Source organism: Mucilaginibacter gossypii, from assembly GCF_017569325.2.
Classification (GTDB): Bacteria; Bacteroidota; Bacteroidia; order Sphingobacteriales; family Sphingobacteriaceae; genus Mucilaginibacter; species Mucilaginibacter gossypii.
This window is the reverse complement of the sequence record NZ_CP071878.2, coordinates 1,790,172-1,807,810: the sequence shown is the minus strand read 5'-3', so window position 1 is coordinate 1,807,810 and position 17,639 is coordinate 1,790,172. Positions and strand designations below refer to the sequence as shown.

General features: G+C 43.4%; 16 protein-coding genes. 7 read left to right on the top strand and 9 right to left on the bottom strand.

All coding sequences use genetic code 11. The features are described from left to right. Positions 1-93 precede the first annotated feature (93 nt). Positions 94-852: an SDR family oxidoreductase gene (locus J3L18_RS07620; RefSeq protein ID WP_129570032.1), complete on the top strand. Its 759-nt coding sequence runs from the start codon at positions 94-96 to the stop codon at positions 850-852. Between the two features lie 113 nt (positions 853-965). On the opposite strand, the gene J3L18_RS07615 is transcribed toward J3L18_RS07620, so the two are convergent. Then, on the bottom strand, positions 966-1,349 hold the full coding sequence (locus J3L18_RS07615) for a hypothetical protein (protein WP_112653711.1): 384 nt from the start codon (positions 1,347-1,349) through the stop codon (positions 966-968). A gap of 357 nt (positions 1,350-1,706) precedes the next feature. Here J3L18_RS07615 and J3L18_RS07610 point away from each other — a divergent pair, with 357 nt between their 5' ends. Then, a complete protein-coding gene (locus tag J3L18_RS07610) occupies positions 1,707-2,720 on the top strand; it encodes a zinc-dependent alcohol dehydrogenase family protein (protein ID WP_208102480.1) in 1,014 nt (337 codons plus the stop codon). 110 nt (positions 2,721-2,830) lie between these two features. Here J3L18_RS07610 and J3L18_RS07605 read toward each other — a convergent pair whose 3' ends face one another. The 4 genes from J3L18_RS07605 to J3L18_RS07590 form a co-directional block, all read right to left on the bottom strand. Then, positions 2,831-3,343 carry a flavodoxin domain-containing protein gene (locus tag J3L18_RS07605; protein ID WP_091164168.1) on the bottom strand — a complete coding sequence of 171 codons (513 nt, stop codon included), beginning with the start codon at positions 3,341-3,343 and terminating at the stop codon, positions 2,831-2,833. Positions 3,344-3,918: 575 nt separating this feature from the next. Further along, positions 3,919-4,971 carry a response regulator gene (locus J3L18_RS07600; protein ID WP_129570031.1) on the bottom strand — a complete coding sequence of 351 codons (1,053 nt, stop codon included), beginning with the start codon at positions 4,969-4,971 and terminating at the stop codon, positions 3,919-3,921. Positions 4,972-5,030: 59 nt separating this feature from the next. Further along, on the bottom strand, positions 5,031-6,329 hold the full coding sequence (locus J3L18_RS07595; RefSeq protein ID WP_091164163.1) for an NRAMP family divalent metal transporter: 1,299 nt from the start codon (positions 6,327-6,329) through the stop codon (positions 5,031-5,033). A 147-nt stretch (positions 6,330-6,476) separates the two neighbouring features. After that, positions 6,477-7,889 carry a L,D-transpeptidase scaffold domain-containing protein gene (locus J3L18_RS07590; protein WP_129570030.1) on the bottom strand — a complete coding sequence of 471 codons (1,413 nt, stop codon included), beginning with the start codon at positions 7,887-7,889 and terminating at the stop codon, positions 6,477-6,479. A gap of 224 nt (positions 7,890-8,113) precedes the next feature. Between J3L18_RS07590 and J3L18_RS07585 the strand changes: the two genes are divergently transcribed. The 3 genes from J3L18_RS07585 to J3L18_RS07575 are packed head-to-tail and all read left to right on the top strand — an operon-like array spanning position 8,114 to position 11,188. Continuing rightward, positions 8,114-9,253, top strand: coding sequence for an efflux RND transporter periplasmic adaptor subunit (locus J3L18_RS07585; protein WP_129570029.1), 1,140 nt, complete (start codon positions 8,114-8,116; stop codon positions 9,251-9,253). After that, positions 9,250-10,509 (top strand): ABC transporter permease, encoded by a 1,260-nt coding sequence (locus tag J3L18_RS07580; RefSeq protein ID WP_129570028.1) that lies wholly within the window; start codon positions 9,250-9,252, stop codon positions 10,507-10,509. The genes J3L18_RS07585 and J3L18_RS07580 overlap by 4 nt, the downstream gene beginning before the upstream one ends. Before the next feature lies 1 nt (position 10,510). Then, positions 10,511-11,188 (top strand): ABC transporter ATP-binding protein, encoded by a 678-nt coding sequence (locus J3L18_RS07575; protein WP_091164152.1) that lies wholly within the window; start codon positions 10,511-10,513, stop codon positions 11,186-11,188. A gap of 281 nt (positions 11,189-11,469) precedes the next feature. Here J3L18_RS07575 and J3L18_RS07570 read toward each other — a convergent pair whose 3' ends face one another. The 4 genes from J3L18_RS07570 to J3L18_RS07555 form a co-directional block, all read right to left on the bottom strand. Then, entirely contained in the window at positions 11,470-13,116 is a 1,647-nt protein-coding gene (locus tag J3L18_RS07570; protein WP_129570027.1) for a hypothetical protein, read from the bottom strand. 551 nt (positions 13,117-13,667) lie between these two features. Continuing rightward, positions 13,668-14,591 carry a ketopantoate reductase family protein gene (locus tag J3L18_RS07565; RefSeq protein ID WP_129570026.1) on the bottom strand — a complete coding sequence of 308 codons (924 nt, stop codon included), beginning with the start codon at positions 14,589-14,591 and terminating at the stop codon, positions 13,668-13,670. Between the two features lie 18 nt (positions 14,592-14,609). Then, entirely contained in the window at positions 14,610-15,152 is a 543-nt protein-coding gene (locus J3L18_RS07560; protein WP_129570025.1) for a YbhB/YbcL family Raf kinase inhibitor-like protein, read from the bottom strand. A gap of 73 nt (positions 15,153-15,225) precedes the next feature. After that, complete coding sequence (locus tag J3L18_RS07555) at positions 15,226-16,062, bottom strand: helix-turn-helix domain-containing protein (RefSeq protein WP_129570024.1); 837 nt, start codon at positions 16,060-16,062, stop codon at positions 15,226-15,228. A gap of 139 nt (positions 16,063-16,201) precedes the next feature. Between J3L18_RS07555 and J3L18_RS07550 the strand changes: the two genes are divergently transcribed. Together J3L18_RS07550 and J3L18_RS07545 are read left to right on the top strand one after the other, a co-directional pair. Continuing rightward, a complete protein-coding gene (locus tag J3L18_RS07550; protein WP_129570023.1) occupies positions 16,202-17,224 on the top strand; it encodes an LLM class flavin-dependent oxidoreductase in 1,023 nt (340 codons plus the stop codon). 16 nt (positions 17,225-17,240) lie between these two features. Beyond that, complete coding sequence (locus tag J3L18_RS07545; RefSeq protein ID WP_129570022.1) at positions 17,241-17,621, top strand: hypothetical protein; 381 nt, start codon at positions 17,241-17,243, stop codon at positions 17,619-17,621. Positions 17,622-17,639 lie beyond the last annotated feature (18 nt).

The following is a 17,639-nucleotide window of genomic DNA, read 5'->3' as shown; positions in this document are numbered from 1 at the left end:
TGTAATTCGCCTCTAATCACATTTTTTAATGACCGGAATCATTCTCTACATGTTGTTTACGAGTGATTTTTGTATATGTAAGTTAAACCAATTATGAAACAACTATCACAAAAAGTGGCCCTTGTAACCGGGGCCGGATCAGGGATTGGAAAAGCCATTGCAAAGCTTTTCGCCGAACAGGGCGCAAAAGTTATGCTTACCGATATCCATCAATCAAATATTGAAGCCGTCGCGGCTGAAATTCGCGCAAATGGCGGTATGGTAGCATGTATCGCTGCAGATATCTCCGTAAAGGGCGATGTGCAATTGGTGATGAAGTATGTTCACAACACTTTCGGCACACTTGATATTTTGGTAAATAATGCCGGCGCTATGGACAATTTTACTCCGGTGACCGATGTAACAGACGAATTATGGGAGAAAGTAATAGGAACAAACCTGAACGGTTGTTTTTTTGCCTGCCGTGAAGCTATACCTCTTTTCCTGGAAAGCGGCTCCGGTACAGTTATTAATATTGCATCCATCAGCGGCTTCCAGGGAGGCCGGGCCGGTGCCGCTTATACAGCATCTAAGCATGCAATAATCGGTTTAACTAAAAACATAGGATATCAATATGCGGATAAAAATATCCGCTGCAACGCTATAGCACCGGGGGGAGTAAATACCAATATCGTTTTTGGCATGGAACCCAATCCGTTTGGCTTTGAAAGGATGAACGCCGGAACAGGCAATGCACCAGGTGCTGCGGCTCCCGAAGCAATTGCTGAAGTTGCCCTTTTCCTTGCTTCGGTAAAATCAAGCTTTATTAATGGCTCCGTGCTAACAGCGGATGGAGGCTGGACAGCATATTAAGCTTTGTTCAAGAAACAATTCGGGCTTGTTTTTCTGATTTAATTGCTGCCACCGGTTTTTACAGTGGCAGCAACAGGAAACATACCCCCGGTAGTCACTATCCCTTAAATCAATTACAACCACTCCGCAGAAAACCGGTTAAACTCGTGGCGCAAATCGTTGAATATTTTTTCTTCGTTAAGATAGCGCTCATGAACTCTGGAATGTTCGGCAGCTATACTTTCAGAAACCATAGTACCGGAAAGCAAAAGATCTGCTTTTATGTCAAGGTCATTACGGTGAATGTCTTGTTTTAGCTCCGTAAGGCATTTTTCATGGATGATGAACTGATTCTGAAAATGTTCCACTTGTTCCTGTACTTCGCGGGCCGTATTGTCGCCGGCAATCTCCTGCAACCTTTCCTGTAAAATAGCCAACTCCTGTGTGTAGAACGCGATGCCCCTTAACACATCGTTGTTAAGGTTCTTAATGTGCTTAATGTTGATTTGATTTTTCATAACACAAGGTTACAACGTGCGTTATTCCGGATGAATGACATCCGGCAACCAGGATAATGATATTGGTCATGTTATTACTGATTGTTGCTGATTTTAAGACAAGTGACCACTATCATTTTCAAAGGCCGATAATATCATCTTTTTTTACTTGCCGAAAATCTATTTTTATGGTTGTTGGCGCGCCGGCAATGTAACGCATAGCTATGCCTCGCCGGAGGAAATGTTTTTCTCTAACCATCTACTGGCAACAGAGCCGGAGATCTGCGATATATCGGTTACTCTCAAATGGTATATTAATGAACAGGTAACTTTCTGAAACAGGATATTAAGATTATTGTAAAGTAATAAAAGATTAATATGAAACACACTGGTAACATGCAGGCAATGGTGCTTGAAAAAGCCGGCGGGCCACTGGTATATCGCCAGGTTCCCATTCCTCAGCCTTCTGACTATCAGGTGCTGATCAAAATTATTGCCTGTGGTATCTGTCGTACCGACCTCCATATATTAGATGGCGAACTGGATAAACCAAAGCTTCCGCTGATACCCGGCCACGAAATTATCGGAACCATCGTCAAAACAGGCAGTACAGTAACTGAACTTTCTTCCGGTCAGTTAGTGGGTGTTCCCTGGCTCGGTCATACCTGTGGGCGTTGTAAATTTTGCCTGTTGGGCATGGAGAACCTTTGTGATGCCCCCTTATTTACGGGATACACTATTGATGGCGGTTATTCCGAATATACGGTTGCCGACGCACGTTTTTGTTTTATATTAGACAAACGATATAATCAGCCGGCTTCAGCACCCCTGCTCTGTGCAGGTTTGATCGGGTTTCGTTCCTATAGCATGATCGCACCATCGGCCAAAAATGTTGGTTTCTATGGATTTGGTGCTGCTGCTCATATCTTGATCCAGGTAGCTATAGCGCAGGGTAAACAAGTATTCGCGTTCACCAGAGATGGGGACGAGCGTGCGCAACGATTTGCAAAGACCATGGGTGCACACTGGGTTGGCGGAAGTTCCGACGTACCACCCGAAGTGTTGGATGCGGCCATAATTTTCGCTGCCGCAGGGGAACTTATTCCCAAAGCTTTAAAAGATGTAGACAAAGGAGGCCAGGTAATCTGTGGTGGTATCCATATGAGCAATGTACCCGAATTTTCATATAGCTTGCTCTGGGGCGAACGGTCTGTTAAGTCGGTAGCTAATTTAACCCGTCAGGATGGTTTGAATTTCTTTTCTATTTTAAAAAACATCGAAGTATTAACACAAACGAAGGTATTCCGCTTGTTTGAAGCCAATGAGGCGATAAATCAATTCAGATCAGGCCAAATTAGCGGAGCTGCTGTATTGGTTATGAACGATATGTAATTAACATTTCGCTAACTGGGCATACGTGTACATATTGGGATAAGCAGCTACTTTTATCGATAAATACCTCCTTTTACAAACCTTGCTTTATGCATACAAACCTATAAAAGTCAGTCATCAGCCATACGGTGAATATTTTCGATGAGCGGTTTGAGGTTGCTCCGCTCAAGATGATCAAACCCATTACGCATCACTGATTTCTTTTCAGGATCTTTTTCAATCCAGGCGCCCAATTTTAGCATAAGCCGGTCTTTCCACGATAGTCCGGAAACGACACACCTGCCGGGCAGGAAAAATATTTCGGCAACATCTTTGATCTTGGTACCAAGATTATTTTTTATTATCTCCAGTTGTTGCGTTATGTCATTAACTGCGAAGCTGCAAACAATGAAAATGAAAAGCTTTTTGTCCTTTAGCCTGATGTCATTTTCCTTTAACCAATCGCGTAGTACCAGCCGGCCGATATAAACTGAACTGCCTATAACAATGGTATCATAAAGGGCTAAAACTGCAGGTGTTACATTCTCCACTTTTGATACCGGCATCTGCAATGTTTCTCCAAGCCAATGCGCATACTGCCTGGTTGCACCATATTTGCCCTGATAAATAATAATTCCATTCATACCGGTAATTTGATTTGGTTATACAAGTTACTGAACCGGAGCTTATGCAAAAATGACAATGGTCATCCCTAAACCATCAATTACACCAAAGCCGATTATAGCGTCAGTCGATTCTTAACCCGAAACGAGATACATAAAGCTTTTATGAGTACCACTCCCCTGTTATTCATGACGAGAATCAATGATCTTGCTGACAGAAATCACAGCATACATCGCTGATATATAGTTTATTTACATATTAATTACTCATTAACAGGGAGCATGAGAACAGATCAAGAAAGTCACTTAGAAAAAGCATTCAATTATTTGAAGCTACCTGTGCAAGGTCTGGTGCAGGTTCCATCTTATCAATTACATACACTAACTCATTAGCTATGGTTACGAATCACAAAAACACTGCAATAACCTTTTGGATTGCTATCAGTTTGATAGCAATAATAGTACTGATGATGATTTTGTCTGGTATTAAAGTGTATGGTTATCCGTGGTAATTTTTAATTGGTAAAAACAGATAAATTCAGCGCAGAAATTCTGCGAATAGCGTCCCTATTGCACGCCTGTCTTTTTCGACAAATTCAGTTTTTCATTTTAACCAATCGCTGCAGATCAAGCACTGTTATCACACTTCCATTCTTTTCAATCAGGCCCTCGTTACGAAAATCCGACAGGGTACGGCTCACTGTTTCAGTGGCCATACCTGCAAGTGCAGCCAGGTCTTCACGCGAGATCCGGACGCCTTCATTTGGGGAATCGCTTTGGCGATAAAGCCTCAGAATCGCGTCCGCCATCTTTTTTCTGACAGAATAATACGCAAGTTGCAGTAATCGCTCTTCGCTTTCCCTTATCTGGCCTGCCATCAATTTAATAAAACTATCAGTTACTTCAGGGTATAAGTTCAACATTTCCTGTAACTGCTCTTTTGGTATGAGGCACAATTGGCTATCCTCAAGGGCACTTGCGGTTTCTGAATATGCCTCACCGGCAAGCAATGCCTGAATACCAAGGTACTGGTCTGCTATATGTAAACCAGTAATCAATTCGCGCCCATCGTCTGCAAGTTTACTGGTCTTTATCTTTCCACTAAGAACAACGTATAGTCCATTTCCTCTGTCGCCTTCATAATAAATCACCTGGTTCTTTTTAAAAAAACGGACCTTGCGTTCCCGGATAACACGCTTTAGTTCGTTCAACCCATCAGTCCTGGCAACTATATTACTCAGTTCGTCCAACCCCTTACTGTAAAATTCCTTTTGTTGCTTTTTCTTTTTCAACCTGCTTTCAATTGCATTAAGTAATTCTACGTCATCAAAAGGTTTGGTCAGGTAATCGTCGGCACCCATTTCCATGGCTTTACGTAAATCGATCCGTTCGGCTTTGGCGGTAAGAAAAATGAAAGGGATATTAGCCGTGTCGGCCGATTTTCCGAGCATAAACAGCACACCATACCCATCCATTTCCGGCATCATGACATCGCAAAGTATTAAATCAGGTAACTGGACTTTAGCCAATTCCAATCCCATTTTACCATTACTTGCTGAAAATACGGTATAGCCGGCCAGCCCCAGTATTTCCACTACACCCTCGCGAATATCCGCGGAATCTTCAATGATCAAGATTTTAAAACTCATATCGGTGAGCAGTATATTGTGTAATTTAAATCATTAAATTGAAGTGTCCAAATCCCGTGCTAATACAATGTATAACACAAAGCTATTGCAGCTGCCCCCATGGCAGCAAAACTGCTCCAAAGCAGCAATTTGGAAATAAACTTGCTATTGTACTCTCCCATGATTTTGGGGTTAGAGGAGATCCTGGCAATCAGGAACAATAGTGGTACCGCAGCTATCCCATTTAATACAGCCGCATAAACTAATGCCTTAACAGGATCGATGCCAATATAATTGATTAGTAATCCAATTAAAGTGGCAATGCATATGACGGCATAAAAAGAGCGCGCCTTTTTCAATTTTAAATTAAGCCCGGCCTTCCAGTTAAAAGCCTCACAAGCGGCATATCCTACCGAGCCTGAAAGTACCGGAATAGCCAATAAACCAAGGCCTATAATACCGATCGAAAAAATTAATTTGGCTAAAAATCCGGCGTTAGGAAAGGTATGCACCAACGGCTCTATTGCCCTTGCCGCATCAGACGCACTTTTTATGTCAGTTACACCGCTATTGTGCAAAACGGTTGCAGCAACCACTATAATACTCCAGGTTGTGAATTCTGAAAATATCATGCCGATAGTGTTATCAATACGCATTTTTTTAATTTGCATCCAACCGGGCCTGGGTTTATGCCGCGAAAGCCTTTCTTTTTCTTTCTGTTCTTCCACTTCCTGTGAGGCTTCCCAAAAAAACATATATGGAGAAATTGTGGTTCCCAATACCCCGGTTATGATAAATAGAAAATTAAAATTTAACTCAAAATGAGGGATAACAGTTGCTTTCAGGACGGTAAGCCATGGCTGATGTACAATAAACAAAGTTATGGGATACGCCAACAAAGTTACTGCAAGCCATTTTAGTATCCTGGCGTAAGAATGATAAGAAGTAAAAATCTCCAGAAGAAGGGTTAACAGTGTAAAAAACAATGTTAATGCAACAAATGAGGCTGGGATAAGTAATTGGGCCGCAGCTGCCATAGCTCCTATATCGGCCCCGATATTGATTGTATTGGCCACTAATACCAGGCCGACAACTGCATATAAAACAGTTTTGCTGTAATGTTCCTTAATTACAGCTGATAGGCCTTTACCTGCTACCATGCCAATACGTGCGCAAGCTTCCTGAACGGCAATCATAAAAGGTAACATATATAGCGCTGTCCACAGCTGATTGTAGCCAAACTGTGCGCCGGTTTGCGAATAAGTAGCAATGCCAGAGGGGTCATCATCAGCAGCACCAGTAGTAAGGCCCGGGCCTAAAATTGAAAAAAATCTCAAAAAGCGGTTCTTTTTTTTCTTAACCTGTTGATTACCTTTCATGGTTTTGAATATCAGAAAATTATATTATTCCCATACACTAAATGATGAATTTTCTGATCACCTACTATGTTTTGACGCTGGTAGTAGTGGCCGCTTATAAGTTAAAGGTTCAAAATTTGATTTAACATTTTTTGCGCAAAACGAAGCTTATCTTATGCTCGTATTGCGTTGAAGCTTGCCGTAAATAGCCAATTCAAGGCTTGTGTCCATATTATAGATATCCTCAAACCTGATTAATTCACCTTTTTTTATGTCACATGTCAGGTAAGTGATTTTTATAGGAACAGGTTTATTAAGCACGAAATTATGTGTCTTTGATTTTTTAAGAATTTTAAACAATTTGTCGCCTTGGTCTGAAGCGTCATGTTTGAGCAATAACGCGGCGAGCCCGGCAGCATTATCTAACCAGATACAACCATTACTTAAATCACGTTTATCTTTTTCAAACAGCTTTTGATCAGCAATTTGGTTTAAGTATATGTTGTACACATTTTGAAAATGAAAAACCAGCGATCCCAAGGTGTTATCACAGCCGGGAGCCTGTTTAGCGTAATAGCCCTGGGGTGAAGCCAATATGCTCTTAAGTTGGGCGTTAGTGATATCTGTTAATTGACCAGCCTTATTATAAATGCTGATCTGAAGCCGATCAAGGAACAAACTATCAGCTATTGCTTTCGGGAGGATGTCGCGGATAAATATCCGGTCAGGAACAAGCCAGTCTGGAAAAGAAGTAAAATAGGTGATTTGGCTCTGCAAAGTCGGGCTGGGAGTTTGTGGCGTCCCGACAATAGCTTTAAATACCACCAATGTATCCGGCAAATGAAATGTCAGCTCGTAGGTAGGGATATTGATTTGTATATATTTTTCCCCGTCATCAACGTTTGCCCACCTGATTCTTTCCATGTTGACGGCGATTTTCATTACATCATTTCCTGGGGTTCCATAGCAATCATCCGGAGCTTGTCCTCTGATTATGTGCAGCATTTCCTGAAAAGCAGTATAGAGTTTTGCATTAGGTTGTACTTCCAAAACATCTTTCGCAAACTCCGGCGAATGTATAATGTCCTGCAGTTTAGCTTCTGCATGAAATGGTACATCCATTCCATGATCTACCCTGTCGGATCCGTAGTCAGGATTGAGCTTTCCATAATGCAAATAGTTTAGCATGGTAATGACAGCATCTGTAAGCAAAACATCAAACTGTGCCTTTAAGGAGTCACTAACCGAACCTGGATTTTCCAAAATATCGCGGAGCATATCAAACTGAAGCTCTTTAGGATGAAAATCATCATGCGATAATCCGTATTGTAACACACAATCTAAAAGCACCATTGCATTCCCGGTGTTTTGACGTGATTCCGGATTAGTCCATACCGGAAGGTAATTGTTTTGGCGATAAAACCTTGTAACGCTTTGTGGGTAATGTAATTGTTGCGACGTAGCAGCGCTTTTGAGCTGTTCGTTAATTGCGTAATTGGTAATCCCCTTCTTTTCCTGGGCAAATACATTAACCAGAAAAAACGAACCGAAAGTGAATAACAAAAGAACCGACTTTTTCATTGCAATATTTTGTGAGTATCCAAATCTTCTTCAGTGCAGCCCAAGGCTACCTTGATATTGTGTAAAGTTTTGAATAACACTCAGCAAAAAGAATGACACACATCAAATAGCTTGTTGATGCAGATCATAAAATCATGACTGCCACTAAATTGGTGTGATCACCGTCACTATTCATCCTGATATTTATCAACCTTAAAATACTTAAGAGTGATGACATTAGCAATATGAAAATTGTTAGGAGCTTTAGTATTACTGATAATATAACAAACCATCAAATAAATATTGTAAAAGCGATAATTACTGCATCCACGTTTCTGTTCAGCGTTTCCTGTCAATTAAAAGGCGATAAAATAAGGCCGGTAGTTGATTCCATATCAGAGTCCGTATATGCGTCCGGCATAATTAAAAGCGAGGATCAATATCAAGCTTTTGCCTCAGTTAGCGGCATCATTCAGGAGCAATTTGTAACTGAAGGTCAATATGTTACTGCTGGCACCCCCTTAATATCTATTAAAAAAGAAAATCAAAAGCTAAATGTTGAAAACGCGATGATATCGGCTTCATTTGCCGACTTTAAGCTAAATAAAGATAAACTGGCCGCAGCGGCAATCGTGGTTGATCAGGCCCGGTACAGGATGCTGAACGACTCGGTAATGTTGGTCAGGCAAAAAGAACTGTGGGGGCAGCAGATCGGTACGAAAGTACAGCTTGAGGAAAGGGAATTAGCTGTAGTCAATTCAAAAACAGCCTTACAAACAGCCATAATTAATTTCACAGAATTGAAAAGGCAATTGCGTTATAACGCCGCGCAAAGCATAAACAATCTCAGTATTAACAAACAACAGGAAAGTGACTTTACTGTTAAAAGCAATATAGACGGAATAGTATATAACCTTTACAAAAATCCGGGCGAAACTGTTGGCCCGCAAACGCCGCTGGCCCTCATTGGCAAAGCCGACAGTTTCTTACTTGAATTACAAGTGGACGAATATGATATCGTTAAGGTAAATCCGGGGCTTACCGTTTTTGTCACGATGGACAGTTACAGAGGCAAGGTATTTGAAGCCAGAGTTACCAAAATATATCCGGAAATGAACGAACACACCAAAACATTTCGTGTTGAAGCTATTTTTACTACCCCACCGCTAAAATTGTATCCTAACACTACCTTGGAAGCAAATATAATTATCCAAACCCGAAAAAAGGCTTTGCTTATCCCCAGAAGCTACTTGCTCAATGATTCCGTTGTGATAAGAAGCAACGGTGAAAAACTTAAAATAAAAACAGGTCTTAGTGATTACCTGCAAGTAGAAGTAATTTCTGGCCTCCAGTTAAATGATGAACTAATAAAACCGATACCATGAATTTTAAGCTGACCTGGAACATCGCGGTAGCTTTATTATTAGCTCACTTAAGACAGACGATTGTTGCCGCAACCGGTGTAACTTTTAGCATAACAATGTTTATTGCCCTATTGAGTTTTATGGGTGGCTTAAACAAGCTTTTAGATGGGCTGGTAATAAACCGCACTCCCCATATCAGATTGTATAATGAAATTGCAGCTGCACGGCACCAACCAGTGGACCTTACCAACGCATATCGCCACAGTTACAACTTTGTAAGCTCCGTTAAGCCGCAGAACAAGCGCCTGGGCATTTACAATAGCAAGGCTATAATGAAGGCTATCGCAGTCGATCCACGCGTGCAGGGACTTTCACCGCTAATTACAGCGCAAATATTCTACAATACCGGACAGGTTAATATCACCGGCCTTATTAACGGGATTGATCCGAATATGGAAAATGAACTTTTTTTATTTGGGGACTATATTATAGCGGGCAAATTCATTGACCTGAAAAACACTCCCAACAGTATTATTTTAGGAAAAGGCATTGCAAAAAAAATGATAGTCCATCTGGGGGACATCATTCACGTAACCCCGGCTAATGGCAACCAGGTGCCTTTAAAAGTAGTAGGAATTTATCAATCCGGTCTTGAAGAGATTGACAACAAGCAAAGTTATACCTCTATCGCAACAACTCAAAAATTACTTGACGAATCAAACAATTATATCACAGACATCCAGGTCAAATTAAAAAACATCACCGAAGCACCGAAAATTGCAGCTTATTACAGGCAGGTATTTAATATAGATGCGATGGATATTCAAACGGCCAATTCACAATTTGATACTGGTAGCTTTATCCGCTCGCTGATATCTTACACAGTTGGGGTAACTTTACTGATTGTAGCAGGTTTTGGGATATATAACATTCTGAATATGATGATTTATGAAAAGCTCGATTCAATCGCAATATTAAAAGCCACAGGATTTTCAGGCAAAGATGTAAGTCGCATATTTAGTACAATTGCATTAGGCATAGGTATTTTTGGCGGCCTGGCAGGGCTGATTCTGGGTTTCATCTTATCTGTTATCATAAACCACATCCCATTTAATACAACCGCGCTTCCCACAATTAAAACCTATCCCATTGATTTCAATATAGGTTTTTATTTTATTGCTGGTCTGTTCTCTTTTCTAACCACCTATTTTGCGGGATATTTTCCCTCTAAAAAAGCAAGTAAAGTTGATCCTGTAATCATTATAAGAGGGAAATAACATGGACTCAATAATATTAGAAGCTTTAAACATCTCAAAAACCTTTTATGAACCCAAAGCGGTAAAAGTATTGAGGGATGTTAACTTTTCGCTTAATAAAGGCGAATTCGCCTCAATTATGGGAAAATCAGGCTGCGGCAAATCAACACTATTATATATCCTTTCAACCATGGACACTGATTATGAAGGAGACCTAAGGATTGATCATATCAGTATGAAACAAAAGAACGAACCGGAGCTGGCTTACGTAAGAAACGAAAAAATAGGCTTCGTATTTCAGTTCCATTACCTGTTAAATGAATTCTCTGTACTCCAAAATGTGATGCTCCCAGGCCTGAGACTTGGGAAATACAGCGCAGAAGAAACTGAACACCGGGCTTTTGAAAAATTGAAAGTATTAGGCATTGAAACGGAAGCAAAAAAAAAGCCGAATCAATTATCTGGCGGGCAAAAGCAAAGGGTAGCCATTGCACGGGCATTGATCAATGATCCGCTAATCATCATGGCTGATGAGCCAACCGGTAATTTGGATAAAAAAAACACTGAAATCGTTTTTAATATTTTTAACGAATTGATTACCAATTATCAACAGACGATACTTGTAGTTACACATGACAGTGAATTTGCGCGTAAGACCCAAAGAATTATTGAAATGGAAGACGGAACCATCATAAACTAATTGAAAAAACAGCAACCGCATCGGCATGTAAGAATGCTTCTCAGCGGAGTCTCATCATCCAAGGTTTTCTTGCTTTTATCCGGGCTTTCCTGGTCTTGTCGAACGATCTGCCAAGTCATTTTCCCAATCAACGAATTGGGCCATCCTGAAATTATTTCACAGTTACAGCTATTATAATTATAGTGATCTATTGGCAAAAACGGGTTTACATTAAGAGGCCGTATCAAAATAAATTGATACGGCCTCACAAGCAGGCGGCCGCCTGTATACCGGCAGATCTTTTATTGATCTGCCAGTAATAATACAACTCGCTGGTGTTGTGGCCGGATGCGGTATAAACTGCCATTGGCGCTTTTTTCCAGAGTGCCCTGCTGCATAGCAAGCCGGTAGGTATGGCCATCAAATTCATACAGGGCGCTATTGCCTGTCAATTGTTTAAACGGGGTTTTAGCTCCTTCCGCGATGCACAAGTCAAGGAACCAGTCGCCGGCCGGGTGGTTCTTCGCAGTGATGGTCAGGGATTTCTCGCTCATATTGATTTCGAAAGAACCTTTACCAACAGGCCATGAAGCATGGGCCGTCGTCGTATTCAGATTTGTGAACACAGGATCTCCTCCCTGAACCGGCACCTCCCCGCCCCCGTCGTTCATCATCAGGCGAAAGCCCTCGGGTTTGCCGCGCTTTCCCCATTGAAAACCATCTGCCAGCGGGAGTGTGTAAAAGAAACTTTGATTAACGGTAGCAACGTTATTGAGGTATTTATCCGGCACTATTTCGTTAAACAGGTGGATATCGGTTATCCGCAACGTTCCATTTTCCCAAAGCAGGTTGGTCCTGTAAAACCTGCTGTTATACCAAACGGTTTTTTTATCGCTGTTTGCCACATCCCTGCTTACCGTAAAGGTAGTAGCGGGGGTTACCTTATAGGTACGTAGAAACCATTCGCCCGACTGTGCCATGGTTTCTACGCGAACCTTGCCCTGTTGGCGGAGACGGGCAATAACGGGCATCTGCCACTCCAGCCCTTTTTTCATGGCATCCCAGGTGAATGAATTTTCCTGCCCAGCCTGCGTATAATTGTAGCCGAGCGAGGAATCATCGGCAAAAGTTTGCAAAAACCAGTTGATCCACTGTTCATTTCCGCCCGCGTGGGGGTAAACAGGCTCAAGCGTGGTTACCGAGCTGCCATCGGCATATTGCCGTATAGGGTCGCTGCCCAGCATCCTGAATACCGGCACGGGCAACTGCTTATCCGCATGCTGGGCAGGCATATAAGCGTTTAAACGGCTGGGGTAATATGCCTGGTTCCAGTAACCGCCCCAAAGGGTGAAACCATTGGTACCTACCTGGTCTTTACAGTTGGCAGAGGCAACAATCTTATATTTATCATACATATAATTCAGCGAATGCGCATCGATGACCCATGAAGCGATGGATTTGGGATAATACCCGAATATGCTTTTAAAATCAGCAAAATAAACGTCGATGATCTTTTCGCGTTCGGCAGGCGTGTAACCCACAGAAAAACCGATGTCTGAATGCCAGTCCCAGGCATATTTTCCCCGCCATTTGATCCCGGCTTTTTCAATCAGCGGTTGCGGCAGTTCCCACCATCCTCCAATCTCAAACTCGCCTTTCGGAAGTGTTTTCAGCAATTCCTGGTAACGTTTATCGATCAGGGCATCGTACTGTAACAAAAAAGTTCCGCCCAGGTGATATTGCTTCATCAGCGCAATCTGGTTCACCACGGTTTGGTACAGGACATCTTTGGTGATGTTCGCATCACGTGGTTCGATATCACGGATAAAATTGACAATATTAACGATTTTAGGCGCATTGCCTGGCTTTGTTTTTTGAGCGAATAAAGGCGTGGTAACGACCGCTGCCATTACCGCTAAAGTGAAGATCAAAAGAGTTTTAAATCTCATAAACGATAGTGCTTTTATTTTATTTTCCGGGAACAGGTATCGGTAGCTTTGCGCGCGGATGATCAAGTATTCCGTTTGGCTGGTTTATAGCGATTGCAACCGCTAAGTTATCATAATTCGATTTTTTCAAACAGCCTGCTAAGATATATAATGCGTATCCGTAACCGTCCCCAACTGTCTGTCGGAGCAAACCCCAGAAGTGTTCGGAAGATTTTTAATTCCCTCTCCTGGGAGGGGTGCGGCTGGATTTCGTGGTGGCAGGGAGGGGTTTATACGTCATTTCAGGCGAATAAGTCTGTGAATGAAACCCCTCCCTACACCCTCCCAGGGGAGGGAATCGCACAATCCTCGCTTTTTTTTTCTTCCGAACACTTCTGGAGCAAACCCGGTCGATCAACCGCTGTCTTGCCTTGCGTATCTCACGAAATAAAACGACAACTATCAAAAACTCCGCAGATTTTGCCCCTCACTTGAACCGCGCAAAATAATACACTGTCCGGGTCAGTTGCTTTCGGTTTGTAGTATAGATAGATAGATATAAGGCCGGCTAATTATTGAATCAGGCTTAAGCTTGACTTGATTGCTGTCAGTTCTCCTAAAAGGCGCGTTTCTTTTACCATATCTTCCATACCCAGCTCTTTGGCTATCCTTGCGATCTCCAGGTTGAGGGTGGCGATTTCCGTAGGACGATGTTCATTGATGTCCTGAAGGGTAGATATCAATTGTCCATCGGATGAACGGCTGATGGCAAGTAAGGTCTCGGTTACCTCTTCCTCCGGAAGGGGTACGCCACAAGCGTTAGCCACCTGGATACACTCTTTAATTATTCGTTTTCCGATTGCCAGCGCTTCATTATTACGGTGAAAAATACCGTTATCAATGCTCAGCAAAGGGCACACAGAGTTGAACACGCAGTTGACGATCACTTTTTTCCAGATCACTGCCTGGATGTTTGATTCTGGTTTAAAGGAAAATGCAGGGCTGTTTATTTCTGATACGACTGCTGCAAGACTTTCCTCATTGCTATTGATCGCCCCTACCGGGCAGGTTGCTACCGGTTTGAACCGTACCACGTTTTCGGAAGTAAACTGGCCCGTCACAAACAACACGCAACGATATAACTGCGTAAAACCAAGCATGATGAATGGCTTCTCCACATTCAAACCATTCTGCAAAAGGAGGACAGGATAATGGACTCCCTTCAAAGCTAACTTCGCCGCTAAAGCGCTATTGGCAAATGATTTGGCGGTGATGACAACGATACCATCAATCGTTTTTATTTGACTGAAAGTTTTTACATCAATGTTTTCACTTACTTCTGATCCGTCGGGCAAGTTAATCCTGATCCTTTCAGATGTGCCCGGCAAGCCATCAACAGTTCCACGGATCAACAGCACATTCTTACCGGCATGCTTTAATATAACCGCGAGTGTGCGGCCAATGACGCCCGCTCCGGCAATATATATCGTTTTCATATCTGCTTTGTTCCCAGGTTATCGCTTGCAATAAACCACGAGGGAGGCTTTAGCCAGGGCCGCTTTGTTAAGCAGGTATCCTGATAAAGCAGCCGGCGTGCCAGTTGCAATACCCAATTTATCTGTATTCAACGCGTAAACCGTGATGATGTAGCGATGCGGTGCTTCTCCTTCACCAGGGCAGGGCCCCTGGTAACCGGCGCCGCCCGTATCATTAATGCTTTGCAAACTACCGGCCGGCGCCGCGCTGGCTTTTGGGTCACCTGCTCCACATTTCAGTTCCGTAACAACCGGGGGGATATTGACAATTACCCAATGCCAGAACCCGCTCCCGGTGGGTGCATCAGCGTCATACATGGTAATCGCGAAGCTTTTTGTACCTGCAGGTGCATTTGACCAGCCGAGCTGCGGCGAATGATTTTGTCCGTTGCAGCCAAAGTTACCGGCCACAAATTCATTGGTAAACTGACCGCCAAGGTCTGCACTTTTAAGGGTGAATGTCTGTGCAGATGAGCAGTAATAACTGATTGCAAAGACGCAAAAGAGGATAAACTTTTTCATGCCTCAAATATGCCTGCGTATTGCATAAGGCAATTGTTGCGGAAAGTTCAGAATATATTGAGATAAGCTCAAATTATGGCGTTTTGCGGTAATTCGCCGGAGTTACGCCATATTTCCTTTTGAAAGCCGTGTTGAAATTGGACACGTGCTGATAACCGTAGTCCAGGTAGAGCTCGCTGGCCGACTTGCCTTTTAGCAGTTCGGTACATGCCATTTCCAGTTTCCGCTCCCGGATGTATTTTTGAGGAGCTACCCCGTAATCTCTTTCGAAGTCACGCTTAAATGACGACACGCTCCGGTTACTCAGAAAGGCAAGTTCATCGAGTGTAAGGCTGCTTAACAGGTTATTTTCAACAACAGTTTTAAGGGATATATCTGCAGGGTTGCCGAACATGCCGTTCAAAAGTTCGGGCGCCAACTCATGCAAAGCGGTGAGCAATTCGGTAAGTTTGAGTAAGGCCATTTCATAAGAAAGGCTTTGCCTGCCGGCGATCAGGGATTTGATGTTGCGCACATACTCATTGATATAAGTGTTGGTCTTGAAATAAATATACGGCGCATCGCCGGCGCTGGCTCCCCCCTTGCCGGGGCGGCTTACCGTGAATTCCTGCCCGATGCTGCGCGGAAAAAAGATGATTACGCTACCATAGGGCTCGGCATTATTGCTGTGCTCGGCAATAATTGAATTGCCCTCAGGTATCAACATGCCGTAACCCGGAGTAAGAACAGTGTTTTCAGCGGCACGATAGATCTGCTTTTGACCATTTTGTACAAAGCTGACCGCGCACCGGCTAAAAAAAACGCGGGTACGGAAAGCGCTCCCCTTATCATGATAATCCACGAAAGTGATCTCACCAGCCGAAATGTGGGAATGGTGACGTGTAACTTCCGGTACCTGTATGATTTCCATGCTGTTTTTTGGAACAAATAAACCGCAAAATACGCTCAATCCAAAATGAGTACGGATAAAAACCCGCGGTTCATGAACTAAAACCTTGACTTTTCGCTGATACCGAACCAGCGATTCATTCCTTAGATTTGTTGTTAGTATGAAGAAAATTGGCTTTTTATCATTCGGACACTGGTCCGATCACCCTGCATATAAGACGCGTACCGCGGCTGATACCTTGCTGCAATCTATTGATTTGGCGGTTGCTGCCGAAGAAATCGGCCTTGACGGCGCTTATTTCCGCGTCCATCATTTCGCATCTCAACTGGCATCTCCCTTTCCTTTGCTATCGGCTATCGGTGCAAAAACAAGTCGGATTGAGATCGGCACAGGCGTGATAGATATGCGGTATGAGAACCCGCTTTATATGGTTGAAGACGCAGGTGCGGCTGATCTGATCTCGGGCGGACGGTTACAGCTGGGCATCAGCCGCGGTTCTCCGGAACAGGTGATCGAGGGCTGGCGTTATTTTGGATATGAGCCTGCTGAGGACGAAAATGATGCGGATATGGGGCGTAAAAAAGCGATGGCTTTTTTGGATAAATTAAAAGGTGTTGGTTTCGCCGAGCCAAACCCCTACCCTATGTTTCCAAATCCACCGGGCTTGTTACGTTTGGAGCCCTACTCAAAAGGACTGCGGGAACGCATTTGGTGGGGCGCCGCTTCGAACGCCACGGCCGTTTGGGCAGCCGAACAGGGAATGCATCTGCAAAGTTCTACATTAAAGTTCGATGAAAGCGGCAAGCCTTTCCATGTACAGCAGGCCGAGCAAATCAGAGCGTATAAAGAGGCGTGGAAGAAGGCCGGTCATGATCGCGAGCCAAGGGTGTCAGTAAGCCGTTCTATTTTTGCATTGGTAAACGACCAGGACAGGCTTTATTTTGGCCAGCAAGGGAAAGGAGCAGACAGCTTCGGTTATATCGAGGCAGACAAGCGGGCGGTCTTCGGCAGAAGTTACGCCGCCGAACCGGACCGGCTGATCGCCGAACTATCTAAAGATGAAGCCATCCAGGAAGCAGATACGGTGCTTTTGACAATACCTAACACCTTAGGTGTTGACTACAATGTGCATGTGCTGTCTTCGATCCTGGAGCATGTAGCTCCCGGGCTGGGTTGGCGTTAAAACACTTGATAAGCGCTTGCAGAATGCAGCCATCCTGATGGCAGGCGCCTATGATTCGCGCTTCGAATTATATGCCCATGAAATCATGGCGGCGGCTTTCGGCACACCTGCAGATGTGATAGCTCTCCCCGCTGCCGGTGGCGGGCCATATGGTTTAACTGAACAAGTGCCTTCGCCAACAATGTCGCGAAGGCACTTGTTTACGGTCGGATCATTCCTGCCTCAATTATCCAAACCCTGCTACCTAAAACTGATAAATATCATCTTTATCATTGATTTCTTGCAGGTAAAGCGGCCTGTAATGGCGGATATATTTGCATGTGCCCACACAATATCCATTTTCAGCATTTCCCGCCCGTTCCGAAGAACAGCAGCAGCGCGCGACGACACTTTTTAAGAAAAAAAATCCCAATGA

Coding starts and splice junctions, on each gene's coding strand:
- J3L18_RS07620 (WP_129570032.1), top strand. CDS start 94: ATGAAACAACTATCACAAAAAGTGGCCCTTGTAACCGGGGCCGGATCA.
- J3L18_RS07615 (WP_112653711.1), bottom strand. CDS start 1,349: ATGAAAAATCAAATCAACATTAAGCACATTAAGAACCTTAACAACGAT.
- J3L18_RS07610 (WP_208102480.1), top strand. CDS start 1,707: ATGAAACACACTGGTAACATGCAGGCAATGGTGCTTGAAAAAGCCGGC.
- J3L18_RS07605 (WP_091164168.1), bottom strand. CDS start 3,343: ATGAATGGAATTATTATTTATCAGGGCAAATATGGTGCAACCAGGCAG.
- J3L18_RS07600 (WP_129570031.1), bottom strand. CDS start 4,971: ATGAGTTTTAAAATCTTGATCATTGAAGATTCCGCGGATATTCGCGAG.
- J3L18_RS07595 (WP_091164163.1), bottom strand. CDS start 6,329: ATGAAAGGTAATCAACAGGTTAAGAAAAAAAAGAACCGCTTTTTGAGA.
- J3L18_RS07590 (WP_129570030.1), bottom strand. CDS start 7,889: ATGAAAAAGTCGGTTCTTTTGTTATTCACTTTCGGTTCGTTTTTTCTG.
- J3L18_RS07585 (WP_129570029.1), top strand. CDS start 8,114: ATGAAAATTGTTAGGAGCTTTAGTATTACTGATAATATAACAAACCAT.
- J3L18_RS07580 (WP_129570028.1), top strand. CDS start 9,250: ATGAATTTTAAGCTGACCTGGAACATCGCGGTAGCTTTATTATTAGCT.
- J3L18_RS07575 (WP_091164152.1), top strand. CDS start 10,511: ATGGACTCAATAATATTAGAAGCTTTAAACATCTCAAAAACCTTTTAT.
- J3L18_RS07570 (WP_129570027.1), bottom strand. CDS start 13,116: ATGAGATTTAAAACTCTTTTGATCTTCACTTTAGCGGTAATGGCAGCG.
- J3L18_RS07565 (WP_129570026.1), bottom strand. CDS start 14,591: ATGAAAACGATATATATTGCCGGAGCGGGCGTCATTGGCCGCACACTC.
- J3L18_RS07560 (WP_129570025.1), bottom strand. CDS start 15,152: ATGAAAAAGTTTATCCTCTTTTGCGTCTTTGCAATCAGTTATTACTGC.
- J3L18_RS07555 (WP_129570024.1), bottom strand. CDS start 16,062: ATGGAAATCATACAGGTACCGGAAGTTACACGTCACCATTCCCACATT.
- J3L18_RS07550 (WP_129570023.1), top strand. CDS start 16,202: ATGAAGAAAATTGGCTTTTTATCATTCGGACACTGGTCCGATCACCCT.